A 14,418-nucleotide genomic window follows, 5' to 3' on the forward strand; every position below is an offset into this window, starting at 1 on the left:
GACGTCCGGTCGGCGGGGGACCCGGAAGGAGTGAGGATCATGGGACACGGCGGAAACGTCATCGCCGAGTTGACGACCGATCACCGCGAGGTGGCGGGCCTGTTCGACGAGGTCCAGGCGCTGCCACCGGGCGCCCCGCGGCGGCGCGAACTCGTGGACGAGTTCACGATCGAGCTGGTGCGCCACTCGGTGGCCGAGGAGGAGTACCTCTACCCGGCGGTGCGCGAGCACGTCCCCGGGGGCGGTCCGATCGCGGACAAGGAGATCTCCGACCACGCCGCGGTCGAACGGCTGCTGAAGGAGCTGGAGGGCATGGAGGCCACCGACAGCCGGTTCGACATGCTGGTGGACCAGGTGGTGTCCGAGGTCAGGCAGCACGTCGCGGACGAGGAGCAGAACCTCTTCCCCGCGCTCGAGCGCGCCTGCTCGCCCGACACGCTGAACGAGCTCGGCGACCAGGTCCGGCGCGCGAAGAAGCTGGCGCCGACCCGGCCCCACCCGTCCGCCCCGGACACCCCGCCCGCGAACAAGCTGCTGGCGCCCGGAGCCGGACTCGTGGACCGGGCCCGGGACCTGGTCACCGGCCGCGGACGGTCCTGAAACCGGGGGCGGGCCCGGCCCCGGGCCCGCCCTCCCGACCGAGGAGGTGTCTGACGTGAGGGAACGACTGGACCGGATCGTCGACCCCTGGGGTGCCCGCACCCCCTCCGACGGCCCGGCGCGCCGCCGCGGGGCCGCAACACCGGCCGTAGGCTGAGACCATGATCGACCGGCCGGGATGGACCTTCCTCACCAACCACGCCCGCGTGCTGGTGCAGATCGCCCGCGACCCCGGCATCCGGGTACGGGACATCGCCACCCGCTGCATGCTCACCGAGCGGGCCGTGCAGCGGATCATCGTCGACCTCGAGGAGGGCGGGTACCTCAGCCACGAGCGCCAGGGGCGGGTCAACCACTACCGGGTGATCACCGGGAAGCAGCTGCGCCATCCGGCGGACGCCGGGCCCACCGTCTCGGAGCTGCTGGCCGTGCTGCTGCGCTGACCCCGCGTGGCTGAGGATGGGCGGGGTCAGTCGACGGCCTGTTGGAGGCCGACCCGGAGGAAGTGCAGCAGGTCGGCGACCGTGAGGGCGGTGAGCCCCGAGCAGACGATCCTGGTCGCCGCGGGTGCGAACACCTGGGCGCCGGTCAGGCCCGTCGCGACCCACAGGCCGGTGCAGAACGGGCAGGTGATCAGTTCGCCGACGGCGCGGCGCACACCCGTACCACGGACGTCCTCGGCGAGTTCGGCCGGACCGGCCTGGCCCCGGAAGCGGGCGAAGGGCAGCCGCAGCGGACTGGTGACCGGATCCTTAGCGAGCAGCCGGGACAGCTGGTGCACCGCGCCGGCGGTGAGCACCACGTCCCACGGGCCGGGGTCGGGCAGCGGCCGCCCGGTGCGCCGGGCGACGGCGGCGAGCAGGCCGGTGCCGCCGAGGTAGGCGGCCATCACGGCGAGGTATCCGCCGATCGGCTGCTCGCCGTCCGGCTCGTAGGCGCGGCGTTCGTCGCGCAGGGCGGCTTCGACAGTGTCGTCGGAGCCGGAGCCGGAGCCGGAGCCGGAGCCGGAGCCGGAGCCGCGGTCGACCGGCCGTCGGGGGCCGGTCATGGCCGGCCCCGCGCGGGTTGGGGAGGTTGCGTCACCATCGGTACCACCGGCCGCCACCGCGGCCGCCGGAGGCGAACACGAAGCCGAGGATCCACAGCACCAGTACGGCGAGCGCGATCCACCACAGGGCGTGGACGACGAAGCCCACCCCGCCAAGGACGATCGCCAACAACAGGACGAGGACGATGAGAAGCATGGGATTCGGCCCTCTCGTGAGGAGCGGATGGTTACGAATCCGGCGTGTGCCCGCTTCGACCAGGTCCATACCCGGATGGCGGTCCGCGCTGTTCCGGGAATCCGCTGACAGCCCCCGGCTGCCGCTCGGTCCGGGCCTGCCCCAACGGCACCGCCACCTTCGTGCCCGACCGCCTGGCGGCGAGCGCGAGCGCGGACCGCCCGCTGATGGTCGAGGTCCGCCTGGAGGAGAGCGCGCCGACCGCCGCCCTGGTGCTGCTGGCCGCCGTACGTCCCGGCCGCGGCTGAAGGGTCACCGCCGCGCGGCGGCCGCCGCCACGGCCTGGCGGGTGGCCGGGTCGGCCGGGTGCCGGGCGACCAGGTGCAGGTCCGGGTCCTCGGCCGCGATCAGCTTGGCCTGGCGGAAGGTCAGGAGTCCGAGCCGCGGGTGGTCGAAGCGCTTGAGCGCCGGGTTGAAGCCGGCCACGTCGTGCCGTTCCCAGCGGGCGGGGAACCCCGGGTCGGCGGTCGAGACGTCCGCGACGATCTCGGCGAAGCGCGGGTCATCGGGGTGGCGGTCGGCGGAGGCCCGGAACTGGGCCAGCACCGCCCAGGACTCGGCCTCCCAGTTCTTCAGCACGGTGCGCATCGGCTGCCAGCCGAAGTAGAGCCAGATCATGTTGCGCCGCTCGACCGGGAGGCGGTCCAGGCCGTCGTAGATGGCCGCCTCGGTCTCGTTGTGGGCGAGGACGTCCCAGTGCCGGTCCAGCAGACAGGCCGGGGTCGGGCTCAGCGCCGCGACGGTGGCCCGCAGGTGGTCGCCGACCGCCGGGCAGCCGTCGGCCGCCGGGCGTGGGGCCGAGTCGCTCTCGCCGGCGAGGTCGAAGACGTGGCGCCGCTCGGCCGCGGTCAGCCGCAGGGTGGTGGCCAGCGCGTCGAGGACCTGGGCGGACGCGGCGATCGGCCGCCCCTGCTCCAGCCAGGAGTACCAGGACACGCTGACGCCGGACAGCAGCGCGACCTCCTCGCGGCGCAGCCCGGGGGTTCTGCGCCGGGGGCCGCCGGTCAGACCGACCTCGCCCGGGGTCAGGCGCTCCCGCCGCGAGCGCAGGAAGGCGCCCAGCGCCGCGCGGCGCTGTGTTTCACGATCGTTCATGGTGGGCCAAGGGTATGACCACCCGGTGCGGACGAGGCTGTTACTCCCACTCCCAGGATGATCCGTGAGCGCCTGACGGCCCGGCGGGTTCCGCGGCGACCCGAGGATGGGACGCATGACTCCGATCGCTCCCACGGCCGAACCGGTCTCCGCCCGCCCCGATAACCGAGTGCCGCTCCCGCTCACCGCCGCCGCGTTCACCGCCAACTTCGACCGCTTCGCCATCGGCCCGGTCCTGGTCACCGTCGCGGCCGCCCTGCACGTCCCGCTGGCCTCCGCGGTGGGCGTGGCCGGCGGCTACGCCCTCGCCTACGGGCTGTCACAGCCGGTCTGGGGCGTGCTGTCCGACCGGATCGGACGGCTGCGGGTGATCCGTACGGCGCTGGCGGTGGCCGCGCTGGCCGGCCTGGCCTCGGCCGCCGCGCCGAACCTGGCGGTGCTCGCCGCCCTGCGGGTCGTCACCGGCTTCGCCTTCGGCGCGGTGGTGCCGTCCTCGCTGAGCTTCGTCGGCGACGCGGTGGCGCCCGAGCGCCGCCAGGGCGCGCTCGCCGACCTGATGGCCGCGCTCGGGCTCGGCAGCGGACTGGCCGCGCTGTTCGCCGGGGTGGTCGCGAACTGGCTGAACTGGCGTCTGGTGTTCGTGGTGCCGGCGCTGGCGGCCGCGGCGGCCGCGCTCGGGCTGCGCCGGGTGCCCGAGCCGCAGCGCGCCCCGGCCGGCAGCTTGGCCACCCAGCTCGGCGCCGTGCTGCGCAGCCGGCCCGCGTACCTGGTCGCCGCGCTGGGTGTGGTCGAGGGCGCCGTGCTGCTCGGCGGACTGACCTTCGTCGCCCCGGCGCTGCAGCACCGCGGCCTCTCGGACGCGGCGGCGGGCGCGATCACCGCCCTGTACGGCGCGGGGACGCTGGTGTTCACCCGTGCCGTCAAGGTCCTGACGCGGCGCGTCCCGGCGCACGGCCTGGCCGCGATCGGCGGCGCCTTCGTGCTGGCCGGCTACGTGGCGGCGGCGCTGGTCCCCGGCGTGTGGACGTACGCGCTGGTGGCGGTGCTGCTCGGCGCGGGCTGGGCGTTCCTGCACTCGACGCTCCAGGCCTGGGCCACCTCAGTGGTGCCGGAGGCGCGGGGGACGGCGGTGTCCTGCTACGTCGCGGCGCTGTTCGTCGGCAGCGCCCTGGGTGCCGCGCTGGGCGGTGGTGTGGCCGGTCAGGGGCGGTTCGAGCTGCTGTTCGGGGTGGCCGCCGTCGCCACCGTGCCGTTGACGGTGGCGGTGGTCCTCGGGCGGCGGCGCTTCACCGCCCGAGGCTGATCCCGGATCTGCTCACTGTGCCCGCAGGGCCGCCTCACAGGCGAGGCAGCGCCGGTCGGCCATGGCGGGCGGGTACCAGGGCTCGCCCGGGTGGGTCGGCCGGTAGTGGGTGTGCTCCATCGGATCGGTGTCCAGGCCGCACAGGGTGCGCGGGAGCGGGTCCTCGGGCACGTCCGGATCGCCGCCCGCCGCGTGCACCGCGAGCACCACCGGCTCCACGCCGTCCGGCCCCAGGGCCTCGTCCTGTTCCAGTTCGAACAGGATGACGATCGCCGTCATGTCGTGCCACCCGTCCCGCGAAGCCGACCGGTCACCGCTTCTTCTTCGCCAGCCACTCGGCGAGCACCGCCGCCTGGCTGTGGTCGACGTCCTTGGTGGCGGTCAGCAGGGTGAGCTTGTCCTGGGCGGCGAGCTCGCGCAGGTGCCCGGCGGCCTCCTGGTGGTCGTCGTCGCGCAGCTCGCTGAGGTAACGGCGGCGGAACTCGGTGAAGCGCTCCGGGTCGTGGCCGTACCACTTGCGCAGCGCGGTGGACGGGGCGACGTCGCGCAGCCACTCGTCCAGGTGGGCGTCCTCCTTCTTCATCCCGCGCGGCCAGACGCGGTCCACCAGGACCCGCTGCCCGTCCTGCGCCGTGGAGTCGTCGTAGATCCGCCGGTAGGTGATCTTCGCGGCCATGGCGGGTTCCTCTCAGCTCTGCGCGGGCGCGGTGCGCCCACACCAGCGTGTGCCCGGATCGGGCGGATCCGCACGCCGGCCGAGGCCCGCGGCCGCATTGCTGCCGCGTGGCACCCGGGCGCGCCGTCCGGCCGCCGCTAGGGTCCCGCCGGGGGGTGTCACCTGCTCCATCACGGAGGTTCCATGAGTGCGTCCGACACCGCCGCGCCGCCGCGCACCCAGGCCAGGGTGCGACGGGGCAGCAGATTGTTGGGCTGGCTGTTCACCACCGACCACAAGGTGATCGGCAACCTCTACCTGGTGACGGCCTTCGGGTTCTTCCTGGTGGGGGGCCTGATGGCGCTGCTGATGCGGACGCAGTTGCTGGGCCCCGACACCGGGTTCCTGTCGAACCTGCAGTACAACCAGATGTTCACCATGCACGGCACGATCATGCTGCTGCTGTTCGCCACCCCGACCTTCGCCGGCTTCGCCAACGCGATCATGCCGCTGCAGATCGGCGCCCCCGACGTGGCCTTCCCCCGGCTGAACGCCTTCACCTACTGGGCCTTCCTGCTGGGCGGGCTGATGGTGCTGAGCGGCTTCCTCACCGCCGGCGGGGCGCCCGCCTTCGGCTGGTTCGCCTACGCGCCGCTGAACGGGCCGGAGCACTCGCCGGGGACGGGCGGGGACCTGTGGGCGCTCGGCCTGGTGGTGGCCGGCCTGGGGACGATCCTGGGCTCGGTCAACTTCATCACCACCATCACCTGCCTGCGGGCGCCGGGCATGACGCTGTTCCGGATGCCGATCTTCACCTGGAACGTGCTGTTCACCTCGATCATGGTGCTGCTGGCCTTCCCCGTGCTCACCGCCGCCCTGCTGCTGCTGGAGGCGGACCGCAAGTTCGGCGCCCACGCCTTCGACCCGGCCAACGGCGGGGCGCTGCTGTGGCAGCACCTGTTCTGGTTCTTCGGCCACCCGGAGGTGTACATCGTCGCGGTGCCGTTCTTCGGCATCGTCAGCGAGATCATCCCGGTCTTCAGCCGCAAGCCGCTGTTCGGCTACTACGGGATGATCGGCGCGACCATCGCCATCACCTCCCTGTCGATGTCGGTGTGGGCCCACCACATGTTCGCCACCGGGCAGGTGCTGCTGCCGTTCTTCTCGATGATGTCCTTCCTCATCGCGGTGCCCACCGGGGTGAAGTTCTTCAACTGGATCGGGACCATGTGGAACGGCTCGCTGTCCTTCGAGACCCCGATGCTGTGGTCGATCGGGTTCCTGGTGACCTTCCTGTTCGGCGGCCTGAGCGGGGTGCTGCTGGCCGCGCCGCCGATCGACTTCCACGTCACCGACAGCTACTTCGTGGTGGCCCACCTCCACTACGTGCTGTTCGGGACGGTCGTGTTCGCGACCTTCGGGGGCTTCTACTTCTGGTGGCCGAAGATCACCGGGAAGATGCTCGACGAGCGGCTCGGCAAGGTGCAGTTCTGGATCCTCTTCGTCGGCTTCCAGACCACCTTCCTGGTGATGCACTGGCTGGGCGCCCAGGGCATGCCCCGGCGCTACGCGACGTACCTGGCGGTGGACGGCTTCACCACGCTCAACGTGGTCGCCTCGATCGGGGCCTTCCTGCTCGGGATCTCCAACCTGCCGTTCTTCTACAACGTCTGGATCACCACCCGGTACGGCACCCGGGTCGGCCAGGACGACCCGTGGGGTTGGGGACGCTCGCTCGAATGGGCCACCTCCTGCCCGCCCCCGCACCACAACTTCCTGGTGCTGCCCCGGATCCGCTCCGAATCGCCGGCCTTCGACCTGCACCACCCGGAGGCGCCACCGGAGCAGTCGTCGAGCGATTCCGAACAGCACCAGGGCGGCCGGAGCGGACAGGAGGAGGAGCGATGAAGGCCGAGGGCTGGCTGTTCACCGTGATGACGCTGTTCTTCGCGGTGACCGGGCTCGTTTACGGGTTCTGGGCCCGGGAGCCCGCCGGCAAGGCGATCCTGACGGTCGCGTTCCTGATGTCGGCGCTGGTCGCGCTGTTCTGGTTCGTCCAGCACCAGCGGAAGGGCGGCGGACGGCCCGAGGACCGTGACGAAGCCGAGATCGTCGAGAGCTCCGGGCCGAAGGGCTTCTTCCCGCCCCGCAGCGGCTACCCGGTGCTCACCGCGGTGGGCGTGGCGCTCTTCGCGCTGGGCCTGGTGTACGCCCTCTGGCTGATCGTCTGCGGGACGGTGCTGCTCGGCTTCGCGGTGTTCGGCTTCATCTTCCAGTACCACGACCGCGGCGACGACGGGGCCTGAGCCACCGGAACAGCCGGCCCAGCGGCCCGCGTCCCCCCGTGGGCGCGGGCCGCTCGACGGCCGACCGCGGGGGGTGCACCGGATCGGTGAGGACGGCCGTGACGGCGCGGGACTCCTGCTCGGTGGCGGGCAGCTCGACCCGGTCGCCGTGGTACCAGGTGCCGAGCGCCGCCCGGATCCGCTCGGTGCGCGGCGCCCCGGGCAGCGGCTCGTCCGGCCGCGGCGCGTCCCGGACCAGCATCACGTACCGCTCGGCGGCCGGCACCGGCCGGTGGTGCCCGTCGAAACCGCCCTCGATCGACTGGTCGATCCGGCCGGTCTCGTCGCCGTCCAGCAGCCGGGCGCGGTCGCGGGCCTGGAGGGCCAGGCAGAACCGGCGGGTCAGCATGAAGGCGAACGGCGGCGCCAGGAAGAACGCCGCCCGCAGTCCCCAGGTCAGCGAGTTGACCGAGACCCCGAAGTAGTAGGCGATCACGTCGTTGCCGCCGGCGACGAGCAGCACCGTGTAGAAGGCGACCCCGGCCGCCCCCAGCCCGGTGCGGACGGGCTTGTTGCGGGGCCGGTCGCACAGGTGGTGCTCGCCGCTGCCCGGGGTCAGCCAGCGCTCCACGAAGGGGTAGGCGTACAGCCCCGCGAACAGCAGCCCGGGCACCACCAGCGCGGGCAGGAAGGCGTTCCAGGAGATGGTGTGTCCGAGCACCCCGGTCTCGACGGCCGGCATCAGCCGCAGGGCGCCCTCGATGAAGCCGATGTACCAGTCGGGCTGGGCGCCCGCCCCGGCGATGTCGGGCCGGTAGGCGCTGTAGCGCCAGATCGGGTTGATCTCCGCGAGCAGCGCGGACAGCGCCAGGATGCCGCCGACGGTGAACGCCAGACCGGTGGTGCGGGCCAGGAACTGGGGGAAGAACGGGTGCCCCACCACGTTGCGGTTGGTGCGGCCGGGCGCCGCCCACTGGGTGTGCTTCAGCACCACCACCAGGGTCAGGTGGGCCCCGATCAGCGCCAGCAGCAGCCCGGGCACCAGGAGGATGTGCAAGGTGAACAGCCGCGGGATGATCGCGTGCCCGGGGAACTCGCCGCCGAAGGCGAAGAAGCTGAGGTAGGTGCCGACCACCGGCACGGAGAGCAGGACGCCCTCGGCGATCCTCAGACCGGTGCCGGAGAGGGTGTCGTCCGGCAGCGAGTAGCCGGAGAACCCCTCCAGCAGGGCGAGGGCGAACATCGTCACCCCGATCACCCAGTTCAGCTCGCGCGGGCGGCGGAAGGCGCCGGTGAAGAACACCCGCAGCAGGTGGGCGCAGATCGAGGCGACGAACAGCAGGGCGGCCCAGTGGTGGATCTGACGGACCAGCAGTCCGCCGCGCACCTCGAAGCTGATCCGCAGGGTCGAGGCGTAGGCCTCGGACATCCGCACTCCGCGCAGCGGCAGGTAGGGGCCGTGGTAGTCGAGGTCGGTCATGCTAGGGATGAAGAAGAAGGTGAGGAAGACCCCGGTCAGCAGCAGGATGACGAAGCTGTACAGCGCCAGCTCGCCCAGCAGGAACGACCAGTGGTCCGGGAACACCTTGCGGAGCAGTTCCTTGCCCGCCTCGGCCAGCGGTAGCCGGCCGTCGACGGCCCGCACGGCGCGCTCGCCGCGCGTCGGCCCGGGCGTGCTCGTCCGCGCCCTTTCCTCGTGCTCCGGCAGGCCGTCCGGAGACGGGTCGTGGCCCTGGTTTCCGTCCATAGCGGGCAACCTAGTGCGAAACGCCCCACTCGGGCGCGCAGGCCGTCGCGATCCTCCCTCCGAGCGAGCGGCGCAGCACCCCATCGGAGCAATCGGCGGCGCCCGCTGGGAGGCGCCCAGGAGCGCGGCGACTACCCCCAGTACCCCACGTGGATCGCGGAGGCCTCCTCGAAGAGGAACGGCCCGGACACCTCCACCGTGTTGCCGCCGGCCGCGAAGACCGTGCGGCACGGCAGTTCGAGCACCGGCTCGTCCGGGTCCACGCCCGCGATGGCGTTCAGTTCGGTCGCGGCGAGCGCGTAGACGACCCGGCGGATGCCGCTCCAGTAGATCGCCCCGGCGCACATCGCGCACGGTTCGGTGCTGGAGTAGAGGGTGGCGTCGGCGAGTTGGTGCGGGGCCAGGGTGCGGGAGGCCTGACGGACCAGGTTGGTCTCCGCGTGGGCGGTGACGTCGTGGTCGGTCAGCACGGTGTTCTCGGCGGTGAGCAGGACGTTCCCGGCGGGGTCGGTGAGCAGCGCTCCGAAGGGGTGGTTGCCGTGGGCCCGGGCGGAGGCGCCGAGCTCGATGGCGGCGAGCAGGTGGGCGGGGGAGTGGTCGGCCATGTCGGGTCTCCTCGGGGCGGTGCTGGTCTTGGGGTTAAACGTATAACGTCGGGCGTGGTCCGTGGGGGTCGGCTGCCGTAGCCCCCTCCGCCGGGTGTGCGGATCTCCAGGGCGTCCCCCGCCTCGACGTCGGCGCTGCCGCAGCCGGGCAGGTCCTCGACGCCGCCGTCGGCGCGCAGGATCCGGTTCTCGCCGAGGCCGCCGGGGGAGCCGCCGTCCAGGCCGTACGGGGGGACCCGGCGGTGGCCGGAGAGCAGGCTGACCGTCATCGGCTCGCGGAAGCGCAGCCGGCGCAGCGCGCCGTCGCCGCCGTGCCAGCGGCCCGCGCCGCCGCTGCCGGCGCGGACGGTGAACTCCTCGACCAGGACGGGCAGGCGCCACTCCAGGACCTCGGGGTCGGTGAGGCGGGAGTTGGTCATGTGGGTCTGGACGACATCGGCGCCGTGGAAGCCGGGCCCGGCACCGGAGCCGGAGGCGATCGTCTCGTAGTACTGGTGGTTCTCGTTGCCGAAGCTGAGGTTGTTCATCGTGCCGGAGCCCTCGGCCTGGACGCCGAGTGCGGCGTAGAGCGCGCCGGTGATGGCCTGGGAGGTCTCGACGTTGCCCGCGGCGACGGCGGCGGGGTGGGTCGGGGCGAGCATCGAGCCGGGCGGGACGATGATCCGCAGCGGGCGCAGGCAGCCGTCGTTGAGCGGGATGTCGTCGGCGACGAGGGTGCGGAAGACGTACAGGACGGCGGCGGTGACCACGGCGGAGGGGGCGTTGAGGTTGCTGTCCAGCTGGGGCGAGGTGCCGGTGAAGTCGATGGTGGCGCTGCGCTCCTCGCGGTCGACCCGGACCTCGACGGCGATCACGGCGCCGGAGTCGGTCTCGTAGCGGTACGAGCCGTCGCTCAGGCCGTCGACGGCGCGGCGCACCGCCTGCTCGGCGTTGTCCTGGACGTGCCGCATGTAGGCCTGGACGACGTCGAGGCCGAAGTGCTCGATCATCGCGTTGACCTCGTCGACGCCCTTGCGGTTGGCGGCGATCTGGGCGCGCAGGTCGGCCAGGTTGGTGTCCGGGTCGCGGGAGGGGTACCGCGCCTCGGTGAGCAGCCGGACCGTCTCCGCCTCACGCAGCCGACCGTCCACCACCAGCGGCCAGTCGTCGAAGAGCACGCCCTCCTCCTCGATCTCACGGCTGGCGGCGGGCATCGAGCCGGGGGTGATGCCGCCGATCTCGGCGTGGTGGCCGCGGGAGGCGACGAAGAACAGGAGGTCCTGCCCGTCGGCGTCGAAGACCGGGGTGACCACGGTGATGTCGGGCAGGTGGGTGCCGCCGTGGTACGGGTCGTTGACCGCGTAGGTGTCGCCCGGGCTCAGTTCGGGACCGCGGCGGCGGATCACCTCCTTGACGGTGGTGCCCATCGAGCCGAGGTGCACCGGGATGTGCGGGGCGTTGGCGACGAGGTTGCCGTCCGGGTCGAACAGGGCGCAGGAGAAGTCCAGGCGCTCCTTGATGTTGACCGACTGGGCGGTGGACTCCAGCCGGGCGCCCATCTGTTGGGCGATCGCCATGAAGAGGTTGTTGAAGACCTCCAGCAGGACGGGGTCGGCGGCGGTGGTGACGGTCTCCTCGGTGCGGGCCTCGACCTGCTCGACCAGCAGGTGCCCGGCCTCGGTCACGGTCGCCCGCCAGCCGTCGTCCACGACGGTGGTGGCGTTGGCCTCGGCGATCACCGCCGGGCCGGTCACGGTGGCGCCCGGGCGCATGGACTCCCGCTCCAGCAGCGGCACTTGGCGCCGCTCCCCGCCGATGTACAACTGGACGTCGACGGTATCCGGCTCGGTTCCGGAGGCGGGGGAGAGGGCGTCGAGTTCCGGCTGTTCGGTCAGGCCGGTGCCTTCGACTGCGAGGGCCTCGATGACCAGCGGGCGGTCCATCAGGAAGGAGTAGGTGGCCTGGTGCCGCTGCTCGAACTCGTCCCGCATGGCGTCCGGTTCGCCCAGCGGGACGCCGATCGTGGTGTCGGTGCCCTGGTAGCGCAGCCGGGCCCGGTGGGTCAGCCGGATCCGCTCCTCCGGGATGCCCTGGTCGAGCAGCTGGTGGGTGGTCTCCGCCGCCAGCTGGTCGGCCCGCTTCCGGACGGCGGCCATCTCGCCTTCCGCCAGCTGCCGTTCGACGGCGTGCTCGCGCAGCACGGTGGTGTCGGCCAGGCCGATGCCGAGGGCGGACAGCACGCCGGCCATCGGCGGGACCAGCACGGTACGGATGCCCAGCGCCTCGGCCACCGGGCAGGCGACCTGGCCGCCGGCTCCGCCGAAGGTGGTCAGCGCGTACCGGGTGACGTCGTGGCCCTGCTGGACGGAGATGCGCTTGATCGCGTTGGCGATGTTGCCGACGGCGATCCGCAGGAAGCCCTCGGCCGTCTCCTCGGCCGAGCGGTCGCCGATCTCCTCGGCCAGTTCGGTGAACCGACGGACGATCAGCTCGCGGTCGAGCGGCTGGTCGCCGTCCGGGCCGAAGACGCGCGGGAAGTGTTCGGCCTGGATCCGGCCGAGCAGCAGGTTGGCGTCGGTGACGGTCAGCGGGCCGCCACTCCGGTAGCAGGCGGGCCCGGGATCCGCGCCGGCCGAGTCCGGCCCGACCCGCAGCCGTTCGCCGTCGAAGCGCAGCACCGAGCCGCCGCCCGCCGCGACGGTGTGGATGGCCAGCATCGGCGCCCGCAGCCGCACCCCGGCGACCTGGGTGGTGACCACCCGCTCGTACTCGCCCGCGAAGTGCGACACGTCGGTGGAGGTGCCGCCCATGTCGAAGCCGATCACCCGGTCGTACCCGGCCAGTTCGGACATCCGCACCATGCCGACGATGCCGCCCGCCGGGCCGGAGAGGATCGCGTCCTTGCCGCGGAAGTGTCCGGCCTCGGCCAGCCCTCCGTTGGACTGCATGAACATCAGCCGCACGCCCGCGAGTTCGTCCGCCACCCGGTGGACGTAGCGGCGCAGGCCGGGGTTGAGGTAGGCGTCGACCACGGCGGTGTCCCCGCGCGGCACCAGCTTCATCAGCGGGCTCGCCTCGCTGGACAACGACACCTGGTCGAAGCCGAGTCGCTCGGCCAGCCGCCCTATCTCGCGCTCGTGCGCGGGGTGCAGATAGCTGTGCAGGCAGACCACCGCGACCGAGCGGATGCCGTCCGCCAGGCAGTCGCGCAGCTCCTCGGCGAGCCGGTCGAGGTCGGGCGGGCGCAGCACCTCGCCGTCGGCGGCGATCCGCTCGTCCACCTCGACCACCCGGGCGTACAGCGGCTCGGGCAGGGTGATCTCACGGGCGAAGATCTGCGGCCGGTTCTGGTAGCCGATCCGCAGCGCGTCCGCGAATCCGCGGGTGATGACCAGCGCGGTCCTCTCCCCGGTGCGCTCCAGCAGGGCGTTGGTGGCCACCGTCGTTCCCATCCGGACCGAGTCGATGCGCGCTTCCGGGGGCAGTAGGGCGCGGATCCCGGCCACGGCGGGGTCGCGGTGGCGGGCCGGGTCGTGCGAGAGCAGCTTGTGGGTCAGCAGCCGTCCGTCCGGGGCCAGTGCCACCACGTCGGTGAAGGTGCCGCCGCGGTCCACCCAGAACTGCCAGCCCCTGGATGCCATGACCGGCTCCCTCCGCCGTGTCGCGTGTCCTCGCCCCGTGCGGTGAACGGCCCCGCGCACGAGTATCCGACCGGGCGAAGGGGGTGGGCAAACGGGCCGACCGGGGGGCGCCTGGGGCCGGTCAGGCCCCGGCGTGGGCGAACAGCGCCGCGTGGCGGGCGATCGCCCCGGCGTGGTCGGCGCACTGCTGGTAGCAGCAGGCCAGCAGCACCAGGTCGGCGGCGTCGACCGGGTCCGCCGCCTCGTCGCGCAGCAGCAGCTCGTACAGCAGCCGCTGCCGCTGGCCGACCTCTAGCAGCTCGGTGAGCACATGGGTGACGCCCTCGGGCGCGCCGGACTCCAGCGCGTCGGCCGCCCGGGCCACCAGGTCCAGCGCCGCCTGCGCGATCCCGCGCAGCGGGGCCAGCAGCCGATCGCCGTACGGCTCCCGCTCCTGCCGCGTCCAGGCCGCCTCCAGCAGCCCCTGCACCAGCTGTCCGAGCGCCTCCAGCTCGCATCCGACGTGGACGCCCACGACCACCCCGGCCCGCCCGCCGAGCGCCGTGGCGGCGTCCTCCTCGATCCGGGCGCGCAGCTCGGCCAGGGCCTTCTCCGCGGGCGCGATCGCCTCGGGAGCGGTGGCCGGGTCGGTCAGCACGGCGGTGGCGCCGCGCAGGGCGGAGTGCGCCAGCCGGACGAGATCGGCCAGCTCGCCGACCAGAGCGCGGTAGCCGGACATCCCGCTCACCTCCCGCCCCCTCGACCAGTGTCTCCCCGCCGCCGCGGCGCCGCCCCGGCCGACTGCGGTACCGGGCGAGGGCGCTGACCGCGTTTGGACCCGGGTGGCCCAATGTCCGTGGCTCACGGGTGCGGTCGCGTCGAGTTGGGCGCAGGGTTGCCCAAGGAGCAGTCCGCTGGGTGCGGCTGGTGACGCACCGCGCACACGACCGGCGGCCCCGGGTACGAGCCCGGGCTCCGCGACCACACCAACCACCGAAGGAGACGGCTGATGAGCCGGATCAACCCGAACGACGTCCAGAGGGCCCTGAAGGGCGCCAGCTACCCCGCCGACCGTGAGGAACTCGCTGAGAGGGCGCGCTCGAACGGGGCGGACGAGACCCTCGTGGACCAGATCTCCGAGCTCGATGTGGACAGCTTCGACGGCCCGGATGAGGTCAGCCAGGCGCTGTTCCGTCAGAGCTGACCGCTCGCGGTGGCCGGAGGCCCGGGGACAGCCCCGGGCCTC

The 14,418-nt window shown here is 72.9% G+C and carries 16 protein-coding genes; 7 read left to right on the forward strand and 9 right to left on the reverse strand.

What is annotated here, in order from left to right; translation table 11 throughout:
• The first annotated feature begins 39 nt into the window (after positions 1-39).
• On the forward strand, positions 40-600 hold the full coding sequence (locus ACWCYO_RS18390; protein ID WP_449784787.1) for a hemerythrin domain-containing protein: 561 nt from the start codon (positions 40-42) through the stop codon (positions 598-600).
• Positions 601-761: 161 nt separating this feature from the next.
• Positions 762-1,043, forward strand: coding sequence for a helix-turn-helix transcriptional regulator (locus ACWCYO_RS18395; protein WP_270139731.1), 282 nt, complete (start codon positions 762-764; stop codon positions 1,041-1,043).
• A gap of 26 nt (positions 1,044-1,069) precedes the next feature.
• Here the strand turns inward: ACWCYO_RS18395 and ACWCYO_RS18400 are convergent, their stop codons facing one another.
• Together ACWCYO_RS18400 and ACWCYO_RS18405 are read right to left on the reverse strand one after the other, a co-directional pair.
• The gene (locus tag ACWCYO_RS18400) at positions 1,070-1,648 is read right to left on the reverse strand and encodes a DUF1360 domain-containing protein (protein ID WP_449784788.1); all 579 of its coding nucleotides are present in this window, start codon (positions 1,646-1,648) and stop codon (positions 1,070-1,072) included.
• A 31-nt stretch (positions 1,649-1,679) separates the two neighbouring features.
• The gene (locus ACWCYO_RS18405; protein ID WP_270139729.1) at positions 1,680-1,844 is read right to left on the reverse strand and encodes a hydrophobic protein; all 165 of its coding nucleotides are present in this window, start codon (positions 1,842-1,844) and stop codon (positions 1,680-1,682) included.
• 161 nt (positions 1,845-2,005) lie between these two features.
• On the opposite strand from ACWCYO_RS18405, the gene ACWCYO_RS18410 reads away from it, so the two are divergent.
• Positions 2,006-2,131: a hypothetical protein gene (locus tag ACWCYO_RS18410; protein ID WP_270139728.1), complete on the forward strand. Its 126-nt coding sequence runs from the start codon at positions 2,006-2,008 to the stop codon at positions 2,129-2,131.
• 4 nt (positions 2,132-2,135) lie between these two features.
• Here ACWCYO_RS18410 and ACWCYO_RS18415 read toward each other — a convergent pair whose 3' ends face one another.
• Complete coding sequence (locus ACWCYO_RS18415; protein WP_449784789.1) at positions 2,136-2,978, reverse strand: helix-turn-helix transcriptional regulator; 843 nt, start codon at positions 2,976-2,978, stop codon at positions 2,136-2,138.
• Between the two features lie 115 nt (positions 2,979-3,093).
• On the opposite strand from ACWCYO_RS18415, the gene ACWCYO_RS18420 reads away from it, so the two are divergent.
• Entirely contained in the window at positions 3,094-4,281 is a 1,188-nt protein-coding gene (locus ACWCYO_RS18420) for an MFS transporter (RefSeq protein ID WP_449784790.1), read from the forward strand.
• A 12-nt stretch (positions 4,282-4,293) separates the two neighbouring features.
• Here the strand turns inward: ACWCYO_RS18420 and ACWCYO_RS18425 are convergent, their stop codons facing one another.
• Positions 4,294-4,560, reverse strand: a complete 267-nt coding sequence (locus ACWCYO_RS18425) for a hypothetical protein (protein ID WP_449784791.1) — start codon at positions 4,558-4,560, stop codon at positions 4,294-4,296.
• Positions 4,561-4,591: 31 nt separating this feature from the next.
• On the reverse strand, positions 4,592-4,957 hold the full coding sequence (locus ACWCYO_RS18430) for a DUF488 domain-containing protein (protein WP_270139720.1): 366 nt from the start codon (positions 4,955-4,957) through the stop codon (positions 4,592-4,594).
• A 183-nt stretch (positions 4,958-5,140) separates the two neighbouring features.
• Here ACWCYO_RS18430 and ctaD point away from each other — a divergent pair, with 183 nt between their 5' ends.
• Together ctaD and ctaF are read left to right on the forward strand one after the other, a co-directional pair.
• Positions 5,141-6,844 (forward strand): aa3-type cytochrome oxidase subunit I, encoded by a 1,704-nt coding sequence (gene ctaD / locus ACWCYO_RS18435; RefSeq protein WP_449784792.1) that lies wholly within the window; start codon positions 5,141-5,143, stop codon positions 6,842-6,844.
• The gene (gene ctaF / locus ACWCYO_RS18440; protein WP_449784793.1) at positions 6,841-7,242 is read left to right on the forward strand and encodes an aa3-type cytochrome oxidase subunit IV; all 402 of its coding nucleotides are present in this window, start codon (positions 6,841-6,843) and stop codon (positions 7,240-7,242) included. Before ctaD ends, ctaF begins: the two co-directional genes overlap by 4 nt.
• On the opposite strand, the gene qcrB is transcribed toward ctaF, so the two are convergent.
• From qcrB to ACWCYO_RS18460, 4 genes are all read right to left on the reverse strand, one after another.
• Positions 7,202-8,968 (reverse strand): cytochrome bc1 complex cytochrome b subunit, encoded by a 1,767-nt coding sequence (gene qcrB, locus ACWCYO_RS18445; RefSeq protein ID WP_270139714.1) that lies wholly within the window; start codon positions 8,966-8,968, stop codon positions 7,202-7,204. The two genes, ctaF and qcrB, sit on opposite strands and share 41 nt — an antisense overlap.
• Before the next feature lie 131 nt (positions 8,969-9,099).
• Positions 9,100-9,549 (reverse strand): nucleoside deaminase, encoded by a 450-nt coding sequence (locus tag ACWCYO_RS18450; protein ID WP_449784805.1) that lies wholly within the window; start codon positions 9,547-9,549, stop codon positions 9,100-9,102.
• Positions 9,432-13,193: a hydantoinase B/oxoprolinase family protein gene (locus ACWCYO_RS18455; protein WP_270139712.1), complete on the reverse strand. Its 3,762-nt coding sequence runs from the start codon at positions 13,191-13,193 to the stop codon at positions 9,432-9,434. The genes ACWCYO_RS18450 and ACWCYO_RS18455 overlap by 118 nt, the downstream gene beginning before the upstream one ends.
• Before the next feature lie 121 nt (positions 13,194-13,314).
• A complete protein-coding gene (locus ACWCYO_RS18460; protein WP_449784794.1) occupies positions 13,315-13,911 on the reverse strand; it encodes a hypothetical protein in 597 nt (198 codons plus the stop codon).
• Positions 13,912-14,181: 270 nt separating this feature from the next.
• On the opposite strand from ACWCYO_RS18460, the gene ACWCYO_RS18465 reads away from it, so the two are divergent.
• On the forward strand, positions 14,182-14,376 hold the full coding sequence (locus ACWCYO_RS18465) for a DUF2795 domain-containing protein (protein WP_270139709.1): 195 nt from the start codon (positions 14,182-14,184) through the stop codon (positions 14,374-14,376).
• Positions 14,377-14,418 lie beyond the last annotated feature (42 nt).

This window comes from Kitasatospora sp. NPDC001683 (assembly GCF_053596495.1).

Bases quoted from the DNA above. Each gene is read 5' to 3' on its own strand.
- ACWCYO_RS18390 (WP_449784787.1), top strand. From the start codon at position 40: ATGGGACACGGCGGAAACGTCATCGCCGAGTTGACGACCGATCACCGC.
- ACWCYO_RS18395 (WP_270139731.1), top strand. From the start codon at position 762: ATGATCGACCGGCCGGGATGGACCTTCCTCACCAACCACGCCCGCGTG.
- ACWCYO_RS18400 (WP_449784788.1), bottom strand. From the start codon at position 1,648: ATGACCGGCCCCCGACGGCCGGTCGACCGCGGCTCCGGCTCCGGCTCC.
- ACWCYO_RS18405 (WP_270139729.1), bottom strand. From the start codon at position 1,844: ATGCTTCTCATCGTCCTCGTCCTGTTGTTGGCGATCGTCCTTGGCGGG.
- ACWCYO_RS18415 (WP_449784789.1), bottom strand. From the start codon at position 2,978: ATGAACGATCGTGAAACACAGCGCCGCGCGGCGCTGGGCGCCTTCCTG.
- ACWCYO_RS18420 (WP_449784790.1), top strand. From the start codon at position 3,094: ATGACTCCGATCGCTCCCACGGCCGAACCGGTCTCCGCCCGCCCCGAT.
- ACWCYO_RS18425 (WP_449784791.1), bottom strand. From the start codon at position 4,560: ATGACGGCGATCGTCATCCTGTTCGAACTGGAACAGGACGAGGCCCTG.
- ACWCYO_RS18430 (WP_270139720.1), bottom strand. From the start codon at position 4,957: ATGGCCGCGAAGATCACCTACCGGCGGATCTACGACGACTCCACGGCG.
- ctaD (WP_449784792.1), top strand. From the start codon at position 5,141: ATGAGTGCGTCCGACACCGCCGCGCCGCCGCGCACCCAGGCCAGGGTG.
- ctaF (WP_449784793.1), top strand. From the start codon at position 6,841: ATGAAGGCCGAGGGCTGGCTGTTCACCGTGATGACGCTGTTCTTCGCG.
- qcrB (WP_270139714.1), bottom strand. From the start codon at position 8,968: ATGGACGGAAACCAGGGCCACGACCCGTCTCCGGACGGCCTGCCGGAG.
- ACWCYO_RS18455 (WP_270139712.1), bottom strand. From the start codon at position 13,193: ATGGCATCCAGGGGCTGGCAGTTCTGGGTGGACCGCGGCGGCACCTTC.
- ACWCYO_RS18460 (WP_449784794.1), bottom strand. From the start codon at position 13,911: ATGTCCGGCTACCGCGCTCTGGTCGGCGAGCTGGCCGATCTCGTCCGG.
- ACWCYO_RS18465 (WP_270139709.1), top strand. From the start codon at position 14,182: ATGAGCCGGATCAACCCGAACGACGTCCAGAGGGCCCTGAAGGGCGCC.